Source organism: Mesorhizobium sp. M1252 (genome assembly GCF_040318265.1).
In the GTDB taxonomy this organism is placed as follows: Bacteria; Pseudomonadota; Alphaproteobacteria; order Rhizobiales; family Rhizobiaceae; genus Mesorhizobium.
In genome coordinates this window covers 44,675-61,010 of the sequence record NZ_JAMYLX010000006.1, presented here as the reverse complement: position 1 = coordinate 61,010, position 16,336 = coordinate 44,675, and the positions used below count along the sequence as shown (strand labels likewise).

17 protein-coding genes are annotated in these 16,336 nt (G+C 62.1%); 3 read left to right on the top strand and 14 right to left on the bottom strand.

Going from position 1 to position 16,336, the window contains the following annotated elements:
• Nucleotides 1-24: 24 nt before the first annotated feature.
• From NKH22_RS13905 to NKH22_RS13885, 5 genes are all read right to left on the bottom strand, one after another.
• Complete coding sequence (locus NKH22_RS13905) at nt 25-1,026, bottom strand: endonuclease/exonuclease/phosphatase family protein (protein WP_245260542.1); 1,002 nt, start codon at nt 1,024-1,026, stop codon at nt 25-27.
• Nucleotides 1,027-1,178: 152 nt separating this feature from the next.
• Nucleotides 1,179-2,639: an AMP nucleosidase gene (locus NKH22_RS13900; protein WP_023731828.1), complete on the bottom strand. Its 1,461-nt coding sequence runs from the start codon at nt 2,637-2,639 to the stop codon at nt 1,179-1,181.
• A gap of 278 nt (nt 2,640-2,917) precedes the next feature.
• On the bottom strand, nt 2,918-3,112 hold the full coding sequence (locus NKH22_RS13895; protein ID WP_023821077.1) for a hypothetical protein: 195 nt from the start codon (nt 3,110-3,112) through the stop codon (nt 2,918-2,920).
• Between the two features lie 39 nt (nt 3,113-3,151).
• The gene (locus tag NKH22_RS13890) at nt 3,152-3,304 is read right to left on the bottom strand and encodes a hypothetical protein (RefSeq protein ID WP_023692826.1); all 153 of its coding nucleotides are present in this window, start codon (nt 3,302-3,304) and stop codon (nt 3,152-3,154) included.
• A 217-nt stretch (nt 3,305-3,521) separates the two neighbouring features.
• Nucleotides 3,522-3,863 (bottom strand): DUF2147 domain-containing protein, encoded by a 342-nt coding sequence (locus NKH22_RS13885; protein WP_023821078.1) that lies wholly within the window; start codon nt 3,861-3,863, stop codon nt 3,522-3,524.
• A gap of 441 nt (nt 3,864-4,304) precedes the next feature.
• Here NKH22_RS13885 and NKH22_RS13880 point away from each other — a divergent pair, with 441 nt between their 5' ends.
• Nucleotides 4,305-4,571, top strand: coding sequence for a sel1 repeat family protein (locus NKH22_RS13880; protein WP_023821079.1), 267 nt, complete (start codon nt 4,305-4,307; stop codon nt 4,569-4,571).
• A gap of 381 nt (nt 4,572-4,952) precedes the next feature.
• A complete protein-coding gene (locus tag NKH22_RS13875) occupies nt 4,953-6,074 on the top strand; it encodes a branched-chain amino acid ABC transporter substrate-binding protein (RefSeq protein WP_023821080.1) in 1,122 nt (373 codons plus the stop codon).
• Nucleotides 6,075-6,142: 68 nt separating this feature from the next.
• Here NKH22_RS13875 and NKH22_RS13870 read toward each other — a convergent pair whose 3' ends face one another.
• The 8 genes from NKH22_RS13870 to NKH22_RS13835 form a co-directional block, all read right to left on the bottom strand.
• Entirely contained in the window at nt 6,143-8,104 is a 1,962-nt protein-coding gene (locus NKH22_RS13870) for an acetyl/propionyl/methylcrotonyl-CoA carboxylase subunit alpha (RefSeq protein ID WP_023692828.1), read from the bottom strand.
• 309 nt (nt 8,105-8,413) lie between these two features.
• Nucleotides 8,414-8,944, bottom strand: coding sequence for an O-acetyl-ADP-ribose deacetylase (locus tag NKH22_RS13865; RefSeq protein WP_023821081.1), 531 nt, complete (start codon nt 8,942-8,944; stop codon nt 8,414-8,416).
• 1 nt (nt 8,945) lies between these two features.
• Nucleotides 8,946-10,553, bottom strand: a complete 1,608-nt coding sequence (locus NKH22_RS13860; protein ID WP_023821082.1) for a carboxyl transferase domain-containing protein — start codon at nt 10,551-10,553, stop codon at nt 8,946-8,948.
• A gap of 8 nt (nt 10,554-10,561) precedes the next feature.
• A complete protein-coding gene (locus NKH22_RS13855) occupies nt 10,562-11,386 on the bottom strand; it encodes a DUF1444 family protein (protein ID WP_196815222.1) in 825 nt (274 codons plus the stop codon).
• A gap of 107 nt (nt 11,387-11,493) precedes the next feature.
• Nucleotides 11,494-12,657, bottom strand: a complete 1,164-nt coding sequence (locus tag NKH22_RS13850) for an isovaleryl-CoA dehydrogenase (protein ID WP_023692831.1) — start codon at nt 12,655-12,657, stop codon at nt 11,494-11,496.
• Entirely contained in the window at nt 12,626-13,270 is a 645-nt protein-coding gene (locus NKH22_RS13845) for a TetR/AcrR family transcriptional regulator (RefSeq protein WP_352909868.1), read from the bottom strand. The genes NKH22_RS13850 and NKH22_RS13845 overlap by 32 nt, the downstream gene beginning before the upstream one ends.
• Before the next feature lie 69 nt (nt 13,271-13,339).
• Nucleotides 13,340-13,624, bottom strand: coding sequence for an acylphosphatase (locus tag NKH22_RS13840; RefSeq protein WP_352459652.1), 285 nt, complete (start codon nt 13,622-13,624; stop codon nt 13,340-13,342).
• A 155-nt stretch (nt 13,625-13,779) separates the two neighbouring features.
• Nucleotides 13,780-14,892: a pyridoxal phosphate-dependent aminotransferase gene (locus NKH22_RS13835; RefSeq protein ID WP_352909865.1), complete on the bottom strand. Its 1,113-nt coding sequence runs from the start codon at nt 14,890-14,892 to the stop codon at nt 13,780-13,782.
• On the opposite strand from NKH22_RS13835, the gene NKH22_RS13830 reads away from it, so the two are divergent.
• Nucleotides 14,891-15,052 (top strand): hypothetical protein, encoded by a 162-nt coding sequence (locus NKH22_RS13830; RefSeq protein WP_352758614.1) that lies wholly within the window; start codon nt 14,891-14,893, stop codon nt 15,050-15,052. The genes NKH22_RS13835 and NKH22_RS13830 overlap by 2 nt on opposite strands.
• Nucleotides 15,053-15,143: 91 nt before the next feature.
• Here NKH22_RS13830 and NKH22_RS13825 read toward each other — a convergent pair whose 3' ends face one another.
• Nucleotides 15,144-16,319, bottom strand: coding sequence for a porin (locus tag NKH22_RS13825; RefSeq protein WP_352909862.1), 1,176 nt, complete (start codon nt 16,317-16,319; stop codon nt 15,144-15,146).
• Nucleotides 16,320-16,336 lie beyond the last annotated feature (17 nt).

Below are 16,336 nucleotides of genomic sequence, written 5' to 3'. Positions count from 1 at the left end.
ACCGTAAGCCCCGTGGCGTACGATCTAGCCGCCCATGCTGGGCTGGATCAGCGACACAGTCGCGGTAGAATCCTCGTCGGCCGGCTTGGTCTCGTCGCGCATCAATGAAAATTCCACCATCACCGGCAGATGGTCGGAGCCGGTCTCTTCCATCTGCGTCGACGACAGGATGGTCACCCCGCCCTTCGAAAACACCTGGTCGATCGGCAGGCCCACATAGCGCCGCAGGAAATCGGGCAGGGTCCGGTGGATCCAGGTCGGTCCGGCCGACGGCATCACGGTCAGTCCGCCGAGCGAGGCAACGCGCCGTACCGCGGCGCTCCACGGCACGGCATTGCAGTCGCCGGCCATGATCGCCGTCTCGCCGAGCGAGGTGAGCGTCTCGGTCAACTCGCCGATCTGCCAGTATTGTTCCTTCGGCCACGGCCAGCTCAAATGGATCGCCGCGACATCGACCGGAGTGCCGCCGAAATCGACGGTGGCGGCCGCCATCGCGCCGCGCGGTTCGCAATGCGGCTCGGTGCCGGCCGCAAAAGGTCGCCGGGACAAAAGCGCCACGCCCCACACGCCGTCGGGATGGGCGCACAGGATGCGATAGGGATAGGCGTTCTGGATATAGCCGAGTTCGGTCGCCCACATGGCCGATACTTCATCGAGCGTGATCACGTCTGGGTTGGTCCTGGCGATCAGCGAAAGAACCTTCTTGGGCGTCGGATTGTTGAAACGCAGGTTCATCTGCAGCAGCCGGTAGACCGGTTCGTTGCCGGGCGCGGCGTCATTGGCGGCCTGCACCGGCCACAGGCGCGGAAAGGTGCTCAACGTGCTGGCGAAGGCGGCCACGGCCAGCAGCAGGCCCACGCCCGCCTGCAGGCGAAACGAGGTGGCGAGCAGCGGCAGCGCAATCAGCCCCATCAGCACGGCAAAATGGATGCGGAAATGGGCAAAGGAATCGAAGGCCGGATGCAGTGCGCCAAAGAACCCGGCTACAAGCGCGGCCGAGAGGCCGAGCATTGCCAGGAACGCCATTGAAGCCATCATCTTTCGCACGCGTGCCATCAGACCGGGTTTTGCCCATAGACCGGGTAATACATTGCCGAGGTATCAGGCCTTTATCGGCTGAAATGCGGCCCAATCAAGATGACGAAACGCCTCGCGGCAAACATTTACGGCAAGCCGGTCTACTGAAAGGCCGTCTCCGAAAAGCTTCTCAGCTTGCGCGAATGCAACCGTTCCATCGGCATTTCCGCCAGCTTCTCCATCGCCTTGATGCCGATGGTCAGATGCTGCGCCACTTGCCGCTTGTAGAATTCGGTCGCCATGCCGGGCAGCTTCAACTCGCCATGCAGCGGCTTGTCGGAGACGCAAAGCAGCGTGCCGTAGGGCACGCGGAAGCGGAAGCCATTGGCGGCGATCGTGGCCGATTCCATATCGAGCGCGATGGCGCGCGACTGCGACAGCCGCTGCACCGGTCCGCGCTGGTCGCGCAGTTCCCAGTTGCGGTTGTCGATGGTGGCGACGGTGCCGGTGCGCATGATGCGCTTGAGATCGTAGCCGGAAAGTCCGGTGACTTCGGCGACCGCCTCCTGCAGCGCCACCTGGATCTCGGCCAGCGGCGGTATCGGCACCCACACCGGCAGGTCATCGTCCAGCACATGGTCTTCCCGGACATAGGCATGCGCCAGCACATAGTCGCCCAGCGCCTGAGTGTTGCGCAGGCCGGCGCAATGGCCGAGCATCAGCCATGCATGTGGCCGCAGCACCGCGACATGGTCGGTGATCGTCTTGGCGTTGGACGGGCCGACGCCGATGTTGACCATGGTGATGCCGCCATGGTTCGGCTTCTTCAGATGATAGGCTGGCATCTGAGGCAGGCGCGGCGCCGCCACGCCTTCGCTGGGTGCGTTTTGCCCTGCCTTGGTGATGACATTGCCCGGTTCGACGAATTCGGTATAGCCGTGGCCGCCTTCAGCCATCTGGGCCCGCGCGCGGGCGACGAACTCGTCGATGTAGAACTGGTAGTTGGTGAACAGCACGAAGTTCTGGAAATGCTGCGGGCTGGTCGCCGTGTAGTGCGTCATGCGGTGCAGCGAATAGTCGATGCGCTGCGCCGTGAACGGCGCCAGCGGCCTTGGTTCGCCGAACGCGACCTCGAAGGTGCCGTTGGCGATCTGGTCGTCGGTGCCGTCAAGATCCGGCACGTCGAACAGGTCGCGGATCGGCCGTTTGATGCGGTCGGCGGCGGCGCCATCGACATGGGTTCCTTCAAGGAACGCGAAATGCAGCGGGATCGGCGTGGTCGATTCCGAAACCGTTACCGGCACGCCGTGATTGCGCATGATCAGGCGAAGCTGCTCTACGAGATAGCGTTCGAACAGCACCGGCTGGGTGATGGTGGTCGAGAAATGCCCGGGGGTCGGCATGTGGCCGTAAGCCTGGCGCGAGTCGATCTGGGTGAACGAATTGGTGGTGACGCCGATCTCCGGGTAGAAGGCGCGGTAGCGCTTGCTTTCGTCGCCGCCGGCGGCAAGCGTGGCAAAGGAGTCGCGCAGAAACTTGGTGTTGCGGTCGTAGAGCACCTGCAAGGCGGCCACGGCCTTTTTGGCGTCGTCGAAGCTCTGCTTGCCGAAAGGCTCCGGCATGACGACCGATTCGATAGCTTGTGGGTAGATTCGCTTTTCCATGGCTCAATATAGAGACTTGAGGCCGCACTTGGGAGGGGAGGATGGCCGCCAAGTGGTCGATTTATTCGTCCACGCCCAAGGTGTGCTGAGATTCAGGTAAGGCTGAGCCGGAGTCGAGGACGGGCGCGAAGCGACCAAACTGGTTGGCTTCGAGAACCGGAGCGGAGCGTACTCGAAGTATGTGAGCACCAAAGGCCGCCACTTGCAGGCCGGCATCACCTTAATACCGGCACACCTTACCCGCGCTGCAGACTGACCAGCAAGACAAAGCCGACGCCATGCTTCTTCGTCGCCGGCGCGTCGATCGTCGCGTCGGCATTGGCCCGCATCATCGGCATGGCCAGGACCGGCGCCGACAGCACGACCAGAACGAGCGCCGCCCGCGGCAGGAGCCGAAGGGTCTGGAGGGCGTTGATGGCGATGCGGTTCATGGCTTTTGCTTTTCTGTTTGGATCTATGTCTTTGTCGTCTCAGGGGCGAAAATGGTTCATGCAATCGAATTGGCAGGAACTGGCTGCATCCCAGGAACGGGCCGGGCGGCCGGCTTCGGCCACGAGGATGGCGAAGAGCATCCCGAACAGGCTCATCAACAGGCAGACGATGGTGAAGCGGCGAGCGAGCATTTGCGTAGTGTCTCCTTGAACACGCCATCAAAATGCCCTGATGCGACTGAACCGGCTCTGATGCCGGCGTTCATCTGCGGTTCAAAGTGATTGACGATGTTTTAGGGAGAGCATCGGCTCGATTGCGAGGCCGCGAGGTGTCGCGGGTTTGCCGTGGGCGCCTGGAAAAGAAAACGGGGCCTGCAGGCCCCGTTATCGTCGTGTCAAAACAGCAAGCTCAGAGCTTGTGCCAGGTCTGGCTCTTGCAGATCAGCCCGCCGAGCACGCAGCCGCTCATCTTGAGCGAGGTGCCCGACAGTGTGGCCTTGCCGGAATAGGTCTTGTCGTTTGCCGGATCTGTGATGTTGCCGGCATATTTGTTGTTCCCGGCCACCTTGAGCGAGCCGATGGTCTTGCCGGCATATTTGCCGGTCTTCAATGTGATGGAGAATGAGCCGCTGCCGCCAATGAGTGCGGTGTCGCCGGCCTGCGTCTTCCAATTGCCTTCGATCGGGTCGGCCCATGCAGCGCCCGCCATCATCACCGTGGCCGCCAGGGCCAAGCTTACTTTGCGAAACATATCTGTCCTCCCTGTGGTTTCATCTGGGGCTCCCGCCTCTCTGCCCCTTACGCAAACGTAAGCTAATCCAGCTCCCGGCAAAACAAAAGCGGGTGCCGCCACGGAAGGGTTTGCAATTTTCATGGGAGCGGGAGAGCTGTGCACGCGAGAAATGAAACGATCGGCGCGTTGGCTTTGGTTTCTGTGGTTAGCAGAGTGTTGATTGGTGCCCCATAAATTTTCGTCAAATCCGGCGCGAAACGGCGCGATTGCTGATTTTGTATCCTTAACGAATTTCCGCGTTTACCTCTTGTTTTAGCTTTGTTTTCTCCAAATTAAGCACGCCGTTTAACGACGGATTCAAGGCTCGGCTTCATTCTCGAAAGCATCGAAAGAGCGGCTCCCCAGGGGACACCGGGGGACAGAAAAGGCCCGCTCTCGGGAGCCAGACAGGGGACTAAAATGGCACGTTTTGAAATGCTTGAAGCCGGCTTCGGCGCCATGGGGGCAACTGCCCAGGCCGACATTCTTTTCGAACTGGGCATGATGTATGCGACCGGCCGCGATTGCGAGACCGATGTCGTTGCCGCCCACAAATGGTTCAACATCGCCGCCATCAAGGGCTCGGTCCGCGCCGCCGAACTGCGCTCGGAACTGTCGGCCGCGATGTCCAAGGCCGAGATCGCCAAGGCGCTGCGCGAAGCCCGCGAATGGATGACCATGCACTGAGATCGGCGATCTCGAGCAGATATACGAAAGACAGGGAAGCTCCGGGATCAAGACCGCATAGACGGCCGGAACCGGTAGACAACAAGACCGCGACAAGACGGTCGACAATGAAAAACAAGAACGCGGCAGGCCAACACGGTCCAGCCGTGCACAATGGGGACGGCGAGCAGGTTTTCGTGGCGCGGGGGCGCATGGGGACTGCTCCACGAGCAAAAAGCCACGACCGGCCGGGAACAGGCTGGCGTGGCTTTTTGCGTTGATGAGGCCCAATCGAGTGGCGCCGATGCGCCTAGACAGGCCCAATGAAGGATGAAATTGTCCCGCCTTCTGAAAGAAGCGCGGCCAGAGCGGCTGCGCGAGTGTGGGAGGAGTTCTATCGCCATGAAAAAAATGGGTATTTTGAGCGCGGCCGTATTTGGCCTGATGATGAGCGCGCCGGTTGCCTTTGCCGATGACATCACCATTTCGGTGGTCGGCCCGATGACCGGACAGCTCGCCACGATCGGCGATCAGTTCAAACAGGGCGCAACGGCAGCCGCCGACGCGATCAACGCCGCCGGCGGCGTCAACGGCTCGATGATCAAGCTCGACATCGAGGACGACCAGTGCGATCCCAAGCAGGCGGTTTCGGTGGCCAACCGGATCGTTGCCAACAGCGTCAAGTTTATTGACGGCCATGCCTGTTCGGGTTCGAGCATCCCGGCGTCCGCCGTCTACGCCGAGGCCGGCGCGCTGATGATGAGCCCAGCCTCTTCAAATCCCGAGCTGACTGACGCCGCCGCCAAGGCCGGCTGGCCGACGATCATGCGTCTCTACACGCGTGACGACGCGCAAGGCGCCTTCATCGGCCCGTGGATCGCCAAGAAATATGCCGGCAAAAATGTTGTTATCCTGCATGACAAGAGCGCCTACGGTCAGGGCGTTGCCGATGCCGTGAAGGCGACGATGAATGCCGGTGGCCTCAAGGAAATCGACTATGAAGGCATCAATGCCGGCGAGAAGGACTATTCGGCTCTTGTCACCAAGCTGAAGGACCTCAAGGCCGATGTCGTCTATTTCGGCGGCTATCACCCGGAAGCCGGGCTGATCCTGCGTCAGTCGGCTGAGCAGAGCGTCAAGTTCCAGCTGATCATGCCGGACTCGATCGCCTCGCCGGAATTCTGGCAGGTCGCCGGCCCGGCCGGCGAAGGCACCATGTTCGTCTTCCCGTCCGACCCGCAGGCCAAGCCGGAAGCCAAGGAAGCCATCGCCAAGATCAAGGCGGGCGGCTTCGTGCCGGAAGGCTTCACGCTGTTCTCCTATGCCGTCGTTCAGGCCTTTGCAGAAGGCGTCAAGCGCGCCGGAACCGACGATCCGGTCAAGGTCGCCGAAGCGCTGAAGAACGGCACGCCGTTCAGCACCGTGGTCGGCGAGGTCACCTTCGACGAGAAGGGCGATCTGAAGAACGCCAGCTACGACATCAACCAGTGGCATGACGGCAAATACGCGCCGATCGCGCAGTAATCGTCCGCATACTCACGGAAATAATGGCCGGGCTCGTCCCGGCCATTTTTGTTCAAGGGTCCAGGCGGCTATGCAGCCTCTTCGGCAAAGCGCACCAGCACCGTTCCGTCGGTGACCTGCGCGCCCTCCGTGGCGATTTCGGCGATGACGCCGTCATGGCTGGCCGAGATCGTGTGCTCCATCTTCATCGCTTCCAGGATCAGCAGCGGCTGGCCCTTGCTCACGGTCTCGCCTTTTGCCGCGCGCACCAGCTTGACCAGGCCCGGCATCGGCGCGCGCAGGCTGCCGGAAGCAGCGGCGGCCTCGTCGGTTCGCGCCAGCGGATCCGGGACGAGGAAACTGTAGCCGACCGCGCCTTCGAACACGGTGACGTGGCCTGGCCAGCGGGCAAGGCGAGGGGCGGCGCGAAGATCGTGCGAGTTGACGCTGTCATAGGGCGCGTCCAACGCCACCACGAAGCGCCCGTCCGGCCGCACTGAAACACGCGCCAGAATATCGTCCTCGCCATGGCGTAGCCGCGTGCGCCGCGCAACAGTGTGGAAATGCGCATAGCCGGCCAGCGACGACCACGGATCGTCCGATGGCGGCAACGCACCGGCGCCGGCCGCTGCAAGCGCTGCCGCGGCAACGATCTCGCTGCTCGGCGGGGCGACCGCAGTCAGCGCTTCCTGATGCCTGCCGATCAGGCCGGTATCGACGTCGCCGACGGAAAAATCGGCGTCCGCGGCAAGTGCCGCGAGAAAGGCGGTGTTGACGGTCGAGCCGGCAATCTCGGTCTGCGACAACGCTGTGCCGAGCGCATCGAGCGCCGCCTGCCTGTCCCTGGCGTGGACCACCAGCTTGGCGATCATTGGATCGTAGAAGGGCGAGATCGCATCGCCGGCCCGCACGCCGGTCTCGATGCGCATCGTGGCGCCTTCGGGAGCTTTGTCGGGAAATCTCAGGTGATGCAGCGTGCCGGTCGCCGGCAAAAACCCTTTTGCCGCGTCCTCGGCGTAGATGCGCGCCTCGAAGGCGTGACCCGAAAGTGCGATCTCGCCCTGCGTCTTGGGCAGCTTTTCGCCGGATGCCACCCGCAACTGCCACTCGACAAGATCGGTGCCGGTGACCATTTCGGTGACGGGATGTTCGACCTGCAGGCGGGTGTTCATTTCCATGAACCAGAAGCGGTCGGCCTTCAGCCCTTGCGAGGCATCGACGATGAATTCGATGGTACCGGCGCCGGAATAGCTGATTGCCTTGGCGGCCTTGACCGCCGCTTCCGTCATCGCCTTGCGCAGCGCCGGCGTCATGCCGGGCGCCGGCGCTTCCTCGATCACCTTCTGATGCCGGCGCTGCGCCGAGCAGTCGCGCTCAAAGAGATGCACGGCGTTGCCAAAATTGTCGCCGAACACCTGGACCTCGATGTGGCGCGGCTTGTCGACATATTTTTCGACCAGCACGCGGTCGTCGCCAAACGCGGCCTTGGCTTCGCGCCGTGCGCCCGAAAGCGCCTCGGAGAAATCGTCGGCATGTTCGACCCGCCGCATACCTTTGCCTCCGCCGCCGGCACGCGCCTTGATCAGCACGGGATAGCCGATCTCGCGCGCCTTGGACGCCAGCAGCACGATCTCCTGCGCCTCACCATGGTAGCCCGGCACCACCGGCACGCCGGCCTTTTCCATCAGCCGCTTGGCCGCGTCCTTCAAGCCCATGGCGCGGATCGAGGCGGCCGACGGGCCGATGAAGGTGAGCCCTGCCGCCACCACCTGGTCGACGAAATCAGGGTTTTCCGAGAGGAAACCGTAACCGGGATGGATCGCTTCGGCACCTGTCGCCAGCGCGGCCGCGACAATCTTGTCGCCGCGCAGATAGCTTTCGCCGACGGGCGAAGCGCCGATATGCACCGCCTCGTCGGCCATTTCGACATGCATGGCCTTGGCATCGGCGTCGGAATAGACGGCGACGGTGCGCACACCGAGCCTGCGCGCGGTGCGGATCACACGGCAGGCGATCTCGCCGCGATTGGCGATCAGGATCTTGGCGAACATGGAGCCTCCCGGTTTTGCGTTGGTCGACGTCGGCATCCCTTCGCGCCCCCCTCTGTCCTGCCGGACATCTCCCCCACGAGGGGGGAGATTGGCAGCTTTGAGGCTGCTGCCCTTCTTTCAACGGTGGCGATTGGCGAAAGCCGGCGTGACGTCCGATCTCCCTCCAAGTGGGGGAGATGTCCGGCAGGACAGAGGGGCGCGCTGTCCCGCCAGCGTGTCAGGGCAACCATTCGTGCATTACCGACCTCTCCCTTACCAAGGGAGCGCCCTATCGAAGTCGTCTCTATAGCAGTCGTTTGATCCATGAGTTCAGCCCTCCCCAAGAGCGGCAACGGCACGCTGATATAGTTCGGCCGTCTGATCATCGAAGCAGCAGAAGGTAACTGTATCAGGCACTGCATTCAGTTGCAGGAAGGCGCTTACGGCGCCAACGGCGATCCCGGTCGCCTGGTCTTTCGGATAGCCGTAGATGCCGGTCGAGATCGCCGGAAATGCCACCGTCCGGCAATTATGGTCGAATGCGATTTCAAGCGACCGGCGGTAGCAGGAAGCGAGCAGTCCGGCTTCGCCCCTGCTGCCACCTTGCCAGACTGGCCCGACCGTGTGGATGATGTAGCGCGCCGGCAGCCTGTAGCCCTTGGTGAGCTTTGCATCGCCGACCTTGCAGCCATTGAGCATCCGGCATTTGAATTCGAGCTCCGGGCCGGCCGCGCGGTGAATCGCGCCGTCGACACCGCCGCCGCCAAGCAGCGAGGAATTGGCGGCATTGACGATGGCATCGACCGCAAGCCTTGTGATGTCGCCGGTGTGGATGCTGATGCGTTGGTCGAGCGTGCTCATCTCACATCCTGAACACGCCGAACTTCGTTTCTTCGATGTCGGCGTTGAGCGCGGCCGACAGGCTGAGCGCCAGCACCTCGCGTGTTTTCGCCGGATCGATGATGCCGTCGTCCCACAGCCTTGCCGAGGAATAAAGCGGATGGCCCTCATGCTCGTATTTCATCAGGATCGGCTTCTTGAATTTTGCTTCCTCGTCTGCGCTCCACTCGCCGCCCTTGCGCTCGATGCCCTCGCGCTTGACCACCGCCAGCACGGTTGCGGCCTGTTCGCCGCCCATCACCGAAATGCGGGCGTTCGGCCACATCCACAGGAAGCGTGGCGAATAGGCGCGCCCGCACATGCCGTAATTACCGGCGCCGAACGAGCCGCCGATGATCATCGTCATCTTCGGCACGCGCGCGGTGGCGACCGCCATCACCAGCTTGGCGCCGTCCTTGGCGATGCCGCCGGCCTCGTATTTTCGCCCGACCATGAAGCCGGTGATGTTTTGCAGGAATATCAGCGGGATCTTGCGCTGGCAGCATAGCTCGATGAAATGCGCGCCCTTCAGCGCGCTTTCCGAAAACAGCACGCCATTGTTGGCGATGATGCCGACCGGCATGCCCTGGAGATGGGCAAAGCCGGTGACCAGCGTGGTGCCGTAATTCTGCTTGAACTCGTCGAACTCGGAGCCGTCGACGACCCGCGCAATCACCTCGCGCACATCATAGGGCTGGCGCAGATCGGTCGGCACGATGCCGTAGAGTTCCCGCGCGTCGTGAAGCGGCGGCGTGGGGCTCTGTAAGGTCAGGCTTACGGTCTTGCGCCGGTTGAGATTTTTCACGATGCGCCGGCAGATGGCCAGCGCATGTTCGTCATCCAGCGCATAGTGGTCGGCGACGCCGGACAACCTGGTGTGCACGTCGGCGCCGCCAAGCTCCTCGGCGCTGACGTCTTCGCCGGTGGCGGCCTTCACCAACGGCGGGCCGCCGAGAAAAATGGTCGCCTGGTTGCGCACCATGATCGTCTCGTCCGACATTGCCGGCACATAGGCGCCACCTGCCGTGCATGAGCCCATGACGCAGGCGATCTGCGGAATGCCGGCTGCCGACATGTTGGCTTGGTTGTAGAAGATCCGGCCGAAATGCTCGCGGTCGGGAAACACCTCGTCCTGGTTGGGCAGATTGGCGCCGCCGCTGTCGACGAGGTAGACGCAAGGCAGATTGTTCTGCAGCGCGATCTCCTGCGCGCGCAAATGCTTCTTCACGGTCAGCGGATAATAGGTGCCGCCCTTCACCGTGGCGTCGTTGACCACGACCATCACTTCGGTGCCTTCGACACGGCCGACGCCGGCAATCATGCCGGCCGAGGAAATCTCCTCGCCATACATCGACCATGCCGCGAACTGGCCGATCTCGAGGAAGGGCGAGCCGGTGTCGAGCAATTGTGCGAGCCGCTCGCGCGGCAACAGCTTGCCGCGCGAAACATGACGCTCGCGCGCCTCATCCGAACCGCCGCGCTCGACGCTGGCCGCCTTTTCCGCAATGTCGGAAACCAGCGCCCGCATGCGCTCGGCATTGGCGCGGAAGGTTTCGGAGGAGGGCGAGATTTGGGTTTGAAGTACGGCCATATCGATCTCTACACCTGCGCTAGGAGTTTGCCGTTGCGGCGTTCGAAAATTTTATCGGATAGCAGATTGAAGCCATCCTCGAACGTGACGTCGATCATCTGTCTGGCCACGCTTTGGGCCTTCGGATTGCTCGCATCGAAGATGAACAATTGATCCCGGCGCGGCAGCGCAAATAAAACATCGCCGGGAAACTGTGCTTTGATCGACAGCCAGAACTCGTCGAGCAGCACAAGGCTCGTGGAGAGCATCGTATTGCCGTCGACGTAATAGAGATAAAATGTGCCAATCTGGCCGTCGGAGACAATTTTCGGCAGCCATTTCTTCACATTGCCTAGTGCGACATCGCGCAAATCCGAAAGCGCCCGGCCGGGGAAGTCCTTCGGAGCAACAGGTGAGACTGAATCGGGAAGGTCGGCCATGTATACGACCGCAATTTCACCAACCAGCGGTTCGCACAATAAATCCAGACCCATCGATCTGAGGTGCTCGACATACTGCTGGGTCCGTATCACCGCGATCAGACTTTCTTCACTCGCCCTAGGTCGTATTTCGGCCAGGCCTCGGACTAGCCTGCGTATGGCCGCATCGGCGTCTTCGTCGGGGTATGAGTTCAAGTGCCCGAACACGTTTGTGACGTCTGCCGTCACTTCTGCGCCATCGAGTTTTGCACCGATTTTTGCAGGATCCGATGGGTCAGCGACAGCGCTATCGACACCTGGCTGCCGTTTGAGTTCGGCAATTACGAGCTCTCTGAATTCCGCCATATTAGAAAAGCGACGCTTCTGAGCCTTCGCGCGCCCGAGAAAGCCAGCGATTGTGGAAAACAAAGCCATCGCAAATATCCCCCGCCTTGTGACTGGATGTCCCGATGACGTAACCATCTATCGCCCTACTTGTCTCTCGATACCCGCAAAACAACAGCCTGCCATCTTGGCAGGCACTAAACCCCCTCCGCCATGATCTCGCGTCCGATCAGCCAGCGGCGTATCTCACTGGTCCCGGCGCCGATCTCGTAGAGCTTGGCGTCGCGCAACAGCCGGCCGGTCGGGTACTCGTTGGTATAGCCGTTGCCGCCAAGCAGCTGGATGGCGTCGAGCGCCATCAGCGTCGCCTTTTCGGCGGCAAACAGCACGCAGCCGGCAGCATCCTTGCGTGTCGTCTGGCCGCGATCGCAGGCAGCCGCGACAGCATAAACGTAAGCGCGCGCGGCGTTCATCGTCGAATACATGTCTGCAAGTTTGCCCTGCACGAGCTGGAACTCGCCGATCGGCTGGCCGAACTGCTTGCGCTCATGCACATAGGGGATCGCCACGTCGAGACAGGCCGCCATGAGCCCGAGCGGTCCGCCGGCGAGCACGGTGCGCTCGTAGTCGAGGCCCGACATCAGGACCTCGACGCCGCGGCCCTCCTCATGCAGCACATTGTCATAGGGCACCTCGACATTGTCGAACACCAGTTCGCCGGTGTTGGAGCCGCGCATGCCGAGCTTGTCGAGCTTTGGCGATGCCGAGAAGCCGGCCATCGTCTTTTCGACGATGAAGGCGGTGATGCCGCGCGATTTCCGCTCGGGATCGGTCTTGGCGTAGACCACCAGCGTTTCGGCATCGGGGCCGTTGGTGATCCACATTTTCGAGCCGTTGAGCACATAGCGGTCGTTGCGCTTTTCGGCGCGCAGCTTGAGCGAGACGACGTCGGAGCCGGCGCCCGATTCCGACATGGCCAGCGCACCTGCCCTTTCGCCCGAGCACAATGCCGGCAGGAATTTCTCCTTCTGAGCCGGCGTCGCCCAGCGGTTGATCTGGTTGACGCAGAGGTTCGAATGGGCGCCGTAGGAGAGACCAACCGAGCCCGAGGCGCGCGAAATCTCTTCCACCGCAATGACGTGGGCAAGATAGCCCATGCCGCTGCCGCCGAAATCGGGATCGGCGGTGATGCCGAGAAGGCCGAGCGCGCCGAGCTCTTTCCACAGATGCGTGGGGAATTGATTGCTGCGGTCGATCTCGGCAGCGATCGGCGCTATTTTCTCCTGGGCAAAGCGGCGCACCAGATCGCGCAGCGCCTCGATGTCCTCGTCATGCCCGAAGCTGAGTGTGTTCGTGTACATGCCGTTCCTCCCCGATTTCGATCTTCGCGCCAACCAGGCGCATTGTCATTGAAAAATATGTCGCCGTGACTTCAGCCATCGACAGCCGCTCGCCCGGCCGGAACCAGACGATGACGCCGGTCATCATCTGGATCAGGGCCATGGCAGTGAGCCCGGTGTCATCGACACTGAAGGCGCCTGCCTCCGCGCCGTCGCGCAGGATGGCGCGCAACTCCTTCTCATAGGCGGTGCGCATGCGCAGTATCTGCGTCAGCCGGTCATGCGACAGGCTGCGCAATTCCATGTTCGAGACATGGGTGGAGTGGCGGCGCTCGATGTGGAAAGCGATGTGGTTTTCGACATAGGCGGCAAGCCGCGTTGCCGGATCGGCAGCGTCGGGGCGTGCGGCGTCCCACGCTTCGATCAGCCCTTCCATATGTTCGCGCATCAGCGTGAACAGCAGGTCTTCCTTGGTCGGAAAATAGCGGTAGAGCGCGGCGGCCTGGACGCCGACCTCGGCGGCAAGCTGCCGCATCGACATTGCCTCGTAGCCGAAGCGGGCGATCAGGCTGACCGCAGCCTCCCGGACGGCCGCTTCAGTTTTTTCGCCGTCGGATCCCGTTGTGCGTGCCATGAACGTCTCCCGATACCTAGTAATAAAACGAACGTTCAATTAATTCAAGCGGCAACAAAGTGGTTCCGTCTAGACGATGATCCGAAAGTCGATGGGCGCGTCGAGGAGTTCGAATTCCTCGGTCTCGACCTTCGAAACCGAAGCTCCCCTTGGCCCTTGCCGGAGCTGTTCGATCATTGTGGAAACCGCAGCATCGGCACCGGCAATCCAGGCCGTCACGGTGCCGTCTCGTTCATTGCGTACCCAACCTACGAGGCCAAGCCCTGTCGCTTCGCCTCGCGCCCACATCCGGTAGCCGACGCCTTGCACCTTGCCATGCACACGCGCCTGCACTGCCCTTTGCCGGTCATCCATCGTTGCCTCCCATGCACAGAAACTGGCGCGGAATCGGACGAAAGCAACAGGCTTGACTTCGGATTGCTGCTGGATCGACGGAGTCGGGGTCGCGGCTGATTCTGTTTTGGCCTTGGCGGCCTCGGCAGGCTCTGTTGCGATGGCAATCGGCGGCGCTAGTTTCCCCGCGCCGCGGCGAGTGCGCCGGGCAGTTCCTCGGCAAAGATGTCGAGTTCATGATCGAGGCCGACGCTGACCCGGATGCAACGGTCGAGCCTTGGCGCCATCGGCTTGCGGATGAAAACGTCGCGCGACAAAAGGTTTTGCAGCACTTTCAGCGCGAAGGCGCCGTCCTGGCCGCAGTCGATGGTGACGAAATTGGTCGCCGATGGCAGCGGCTTCAGCCCGTTCGTCTCCGCAATCCCGGCTATACGTGTGCGGCCGGCAGCGACTCGCGCCACCACGGTGTGCAGCCAGTCCTGGTCGGCCAGCGCCTCGACGCCGGCGATCTGCGCCATGCGGCTGACGCCGTAATGGTTGCGGATCTTCTCGAAGTCACGGATCACCTCGGCTTCCGCCACCGCATAGCCGCAGCGTATGCCGGCCAGCCCGTATGCCTTGGAGAAGGTGCGCATGCGGATGACATTGGATCGCGCGACATCGATCGGCGGCAGCGCCGAGGCCGGCCCCAATTCGCCATAGGCCTCGTCGAGCACCAGCATGGTGGTTTCCGGCAACGCTTCGACGAAGCGGGTGATATCTCCTGCTTCCCACCAGCTGCCCATCGGATTGTCCGGATTGGAGAGATAGACCAGCGGCGCCTTCTCCTTGATGACTGCCTTGAGCAGGCCGTCCAGGCTTTCCTTGTCGTTCTCGTAAGGCACCGTGACCAGCCGGCCGCCGACGCCGGCAATGTGGAAGTTGAAGGTCGGATAGGCGCCGAGCGAGGTGACCACTGCGTCGCCGGGCGCGACATACATGCGCGCCACCAGGCTGAGCAGCCCGTCTATGCCTTCGCCGACCATGACGTTTTCGGCGCCGACGCCGAGATGGCGGGCCGCAGCCTGCTTCAGATCGTAATTGTCGGGATCGCAATACATCCACTGGTCACGCGCGACGCGCTCCATACGGGCGATAACGCGCGGCGAAGGCCCGAAGCTGCTTTCATTGGCGCCGATGCGGGCGCGAAAAGCACGTCCGCGCTCGCGCTCCTGCGCTTCCGGTCCGACAAACGGCACCGTCGAGGGAAGCGCGCCGACAAGCGGCGTGAGGGCAGGGCGCTGGCGCATGGCAAAGGCTCACGAGAAGATGGGCCTTCTTGCTAGCGTGCCCAATGGGACGGCGCAAGTTCTGGCGCGGCTGGAAATAGTGGCCATCACGCCCGTGATGAAATCGGCGCGGGTGGCCACGCTCTACGACCTGACCGCCGGTAGGCGGCAACCCTTTTGAAGGCCAGCACTGCAGCCAATGGCGACGGGCGCTTCAAAAAGAAAACCCGGCGGTTGCCCGCCGGGTTCGATTTTCAGCCAGGCTGAGCGTCTTAGAACGAGCGCTGGAAGCGGAGGAGACCGCCGATGCTGCTCTTCTTGTCGGCGTTGGTGAAGTTGGAGAAATTGGCGTCGTCGAACTTGCCTGCATTGAGGTAGTCGACTTCGGCCGTGACCGTGAAGCCGGGAACAACGTCGTAGGCGATGTTGGCGGCAACACCGAGATTCTTCCATTCGTCATACGAGACCTGGGCATTGAACGAGGTCTTCTCGTTGATGGTGTAGGTGCCACCACCCCAGAAAGCCCAGTTGCCGCCCCACTGCTTGTAGAAGCCGCGGCCGCCGGCGTCGATCGCATAGCTCGAGTCCGTCAAATTGTCGTCGGTGCCGTAGCCGCCCATGATGAAGAGCGACAGGTTCTGCATCGGGGTGATATCCAAACGAACTTTGCCGGCGACTTCTTCGTAGTTGCTGTCATAAGCGACGACGCCGGTGATGGCGCCCCAGCCCTGCGTGTACTTCACGCCGCCGACGACATGCGGAACGTAGCTGTCGATGGTGCCAACGGTTCCGGAGCCTTCTTCGAGAGAGACCACGGCCGAGAAGCCGTTGCCCGCATCGAAGTAGTACTGGACGACGTTGGTATCGAAATCGCCGTAGGGAACGAGCGTATCCTGGAGGACGTTGCCGGCGTAGCCGATGAACGTGTCGAAGGCCGATTCGTCCTTACCGACGCGCAGGCCACCGAGCTGGATCCAGGCGAAGTTCAGCGAAACGTTCTTGTTGCCGGCAGGGTTGGAGTTGAACTCGTCTGCTTCGGTCGTCGGATCGTCTGCCGAGGGGTAGCCGTTGCGGTTGCCGAAGTTGAAGCGGGTCTCGGTGTAGGTGTTCAAGGTGCCGAGTTCGGTTTCCTGGCCGGTCCAGGTCTTCAGCGTGAAACGGGCGTTCTTGTAGAAGGTATCCTGCTCGTCGCCATCCTTATGGTCGAAGGACCTCGCACCATCGAACGAACCCACGTCGCCGGCACCGATGTCGTAACGGACATAGCCGCCGATGCGCAGGCAGGTTTCGGTGCCGGGAATGTAGAAGTAGCCGGCGCCGTAGACGTCGCAAATCTTGACGTATTCAGCCGGTTCCGGCTCGGCGACGACGACGGCGTCGGCGGCGCGCGCACCGGAAACTGCGATCAGGGCCGCAGCGGAGCCGAGGAGAAGGCTCTTAATGTTCATTTTCTGACCTCCAGTCA

What these genes read in the sequence shown, in the direction of transcription:
- NKH22_RS13905 (WP_245260542.1), bottom strand. Translation starts at nt 1,026, where the DNA reads ATGGCGTTCCTGGCAATGCTCGGCCTCTCGGCCGCGCTTGTAGCCGGG.
- NKH22_RS13900 (WP_023731828.1), bottom strand. Translation starts at nt 2,639, where the DNA reads ATGCCGGAGCCTTTCGGCAAGCAGAGCTTCGACGACGCCAAAAAGGCC.
- NKH22_RS13895 (WP_023821077.1), bottom strand. Translation starts at nt 3,112, where the DNA reads ATGAACCGCATCGCCATCAACGCCCTCCAGACCCTTCGGCTCCTGCCG.
- NKH22_RS13890 (WP_023692826.1), bottom strand. Translation starts at nt 3,304, where the DNA reads ATGCTCGCTCGCCGCTTCACCATCGTCTGCCTGTTGATGAGCCTGTTC.
- NKH22_RS13885 (WP_023821078.1), bottom strand. Translation starts at nt 3,863, where the DNA reads ATGTTTCGCAAAGTAAGCTTGGCCCTGGCGGCCACGGTGATGATGGCG.
- NKH22_RS13880 (WP_023821079.1), top strand. Translation starts at nt 4,305, where the DNA reads ATGGCACGTTTTGAAATGCTTGAAGCCGGCTTCGGCGCCATGGGGGCA.
- NKH22_RS13875 (WP_023821080.1), top strand. Translation starts at nt 4,953, where the DNA reads ATGAAAAAAATGGGTATTTTGAGCGCGGCCGTATTTGGCCTGATGATG.
- NKH22_RS13870 (WP_023692828.1), bottom strand. Translation starts at nt 8,104, where the DNA reads ATGTTCGCCAAGATCCTGATCGCCAATCGCGGCGAGATCGCCTGCCGT.
- NKH22_RS13865 (WP_023821081.1), bottom strand. Translation starts at nt 8,944, where the DNA reads ATGAGCACGCTCGACCAACGCATCAGCATCCACACCGGCGACATCACA.
- NKH22_RS13860 (WP_023821082.1), bottom strand. Translation starts at nt 10,553, where the DNA reads ATGGCCGTACTTCAAACCCAAATCTCGCCCTCCTCCGAAACCTTCCGC.
- NKH22_RS13855 (WP_196815222.1), bottom strand. Translation starts at nt 11,386, where the DNA reads ATGGCTTTGTTTTCCACAATCGCTGGCTTTCTCGGGCGCGCGAAGGCT.
- NKH22_RS13850 (WP_023692831.1), bottom strand. Translation starts at nt 12,657, where the DNA reads ATGTACACGAACACACTCAGCTTCGGGCATGACGAGGACATCGAGGCG.
- NKH22_RS13845 (WP_352909868.1), bottom strand. Translation starts at nt 13,270, where the DNA reads ATGGCACGCACAACGGGATCCGACGGCGAAAAAACTGAAGCGGCCGTC.
- NKH22_RS13840 (WP_352459652.1), bottom strand. Translation starts at nt 13,624, where the DNA reads ATGGATGACCGGCAAAGGGCAGTGCAGGCGCGTGTGCATGGCAAGGTG.
- NKH22_RS13830 (WP_352758614.1), top strand. Translation starts at nt 14,891, where the DNA reads ATGGCAAAGGCTCACGAGAAGATGGGCCTTCTTGCTAGCGTGCCCAAT.
- NKH22_RS13835 (WP_352909865.1), bottom strand. Translation starts at nt 14,892, where the DNA reads ATGCGCCAGCGCCCTGCCCTCACGCCGCTTGTCGGCGCGCTTCCCTCG.
- NKH22_RS13825 (WP_352909862.1), bottom strand. Translation starts at nt 16,319, where the DNA reads ATGAACATTAAGAGCCTTCTCCTCGGCTCCGCTGCGGCCCTGATCGCA.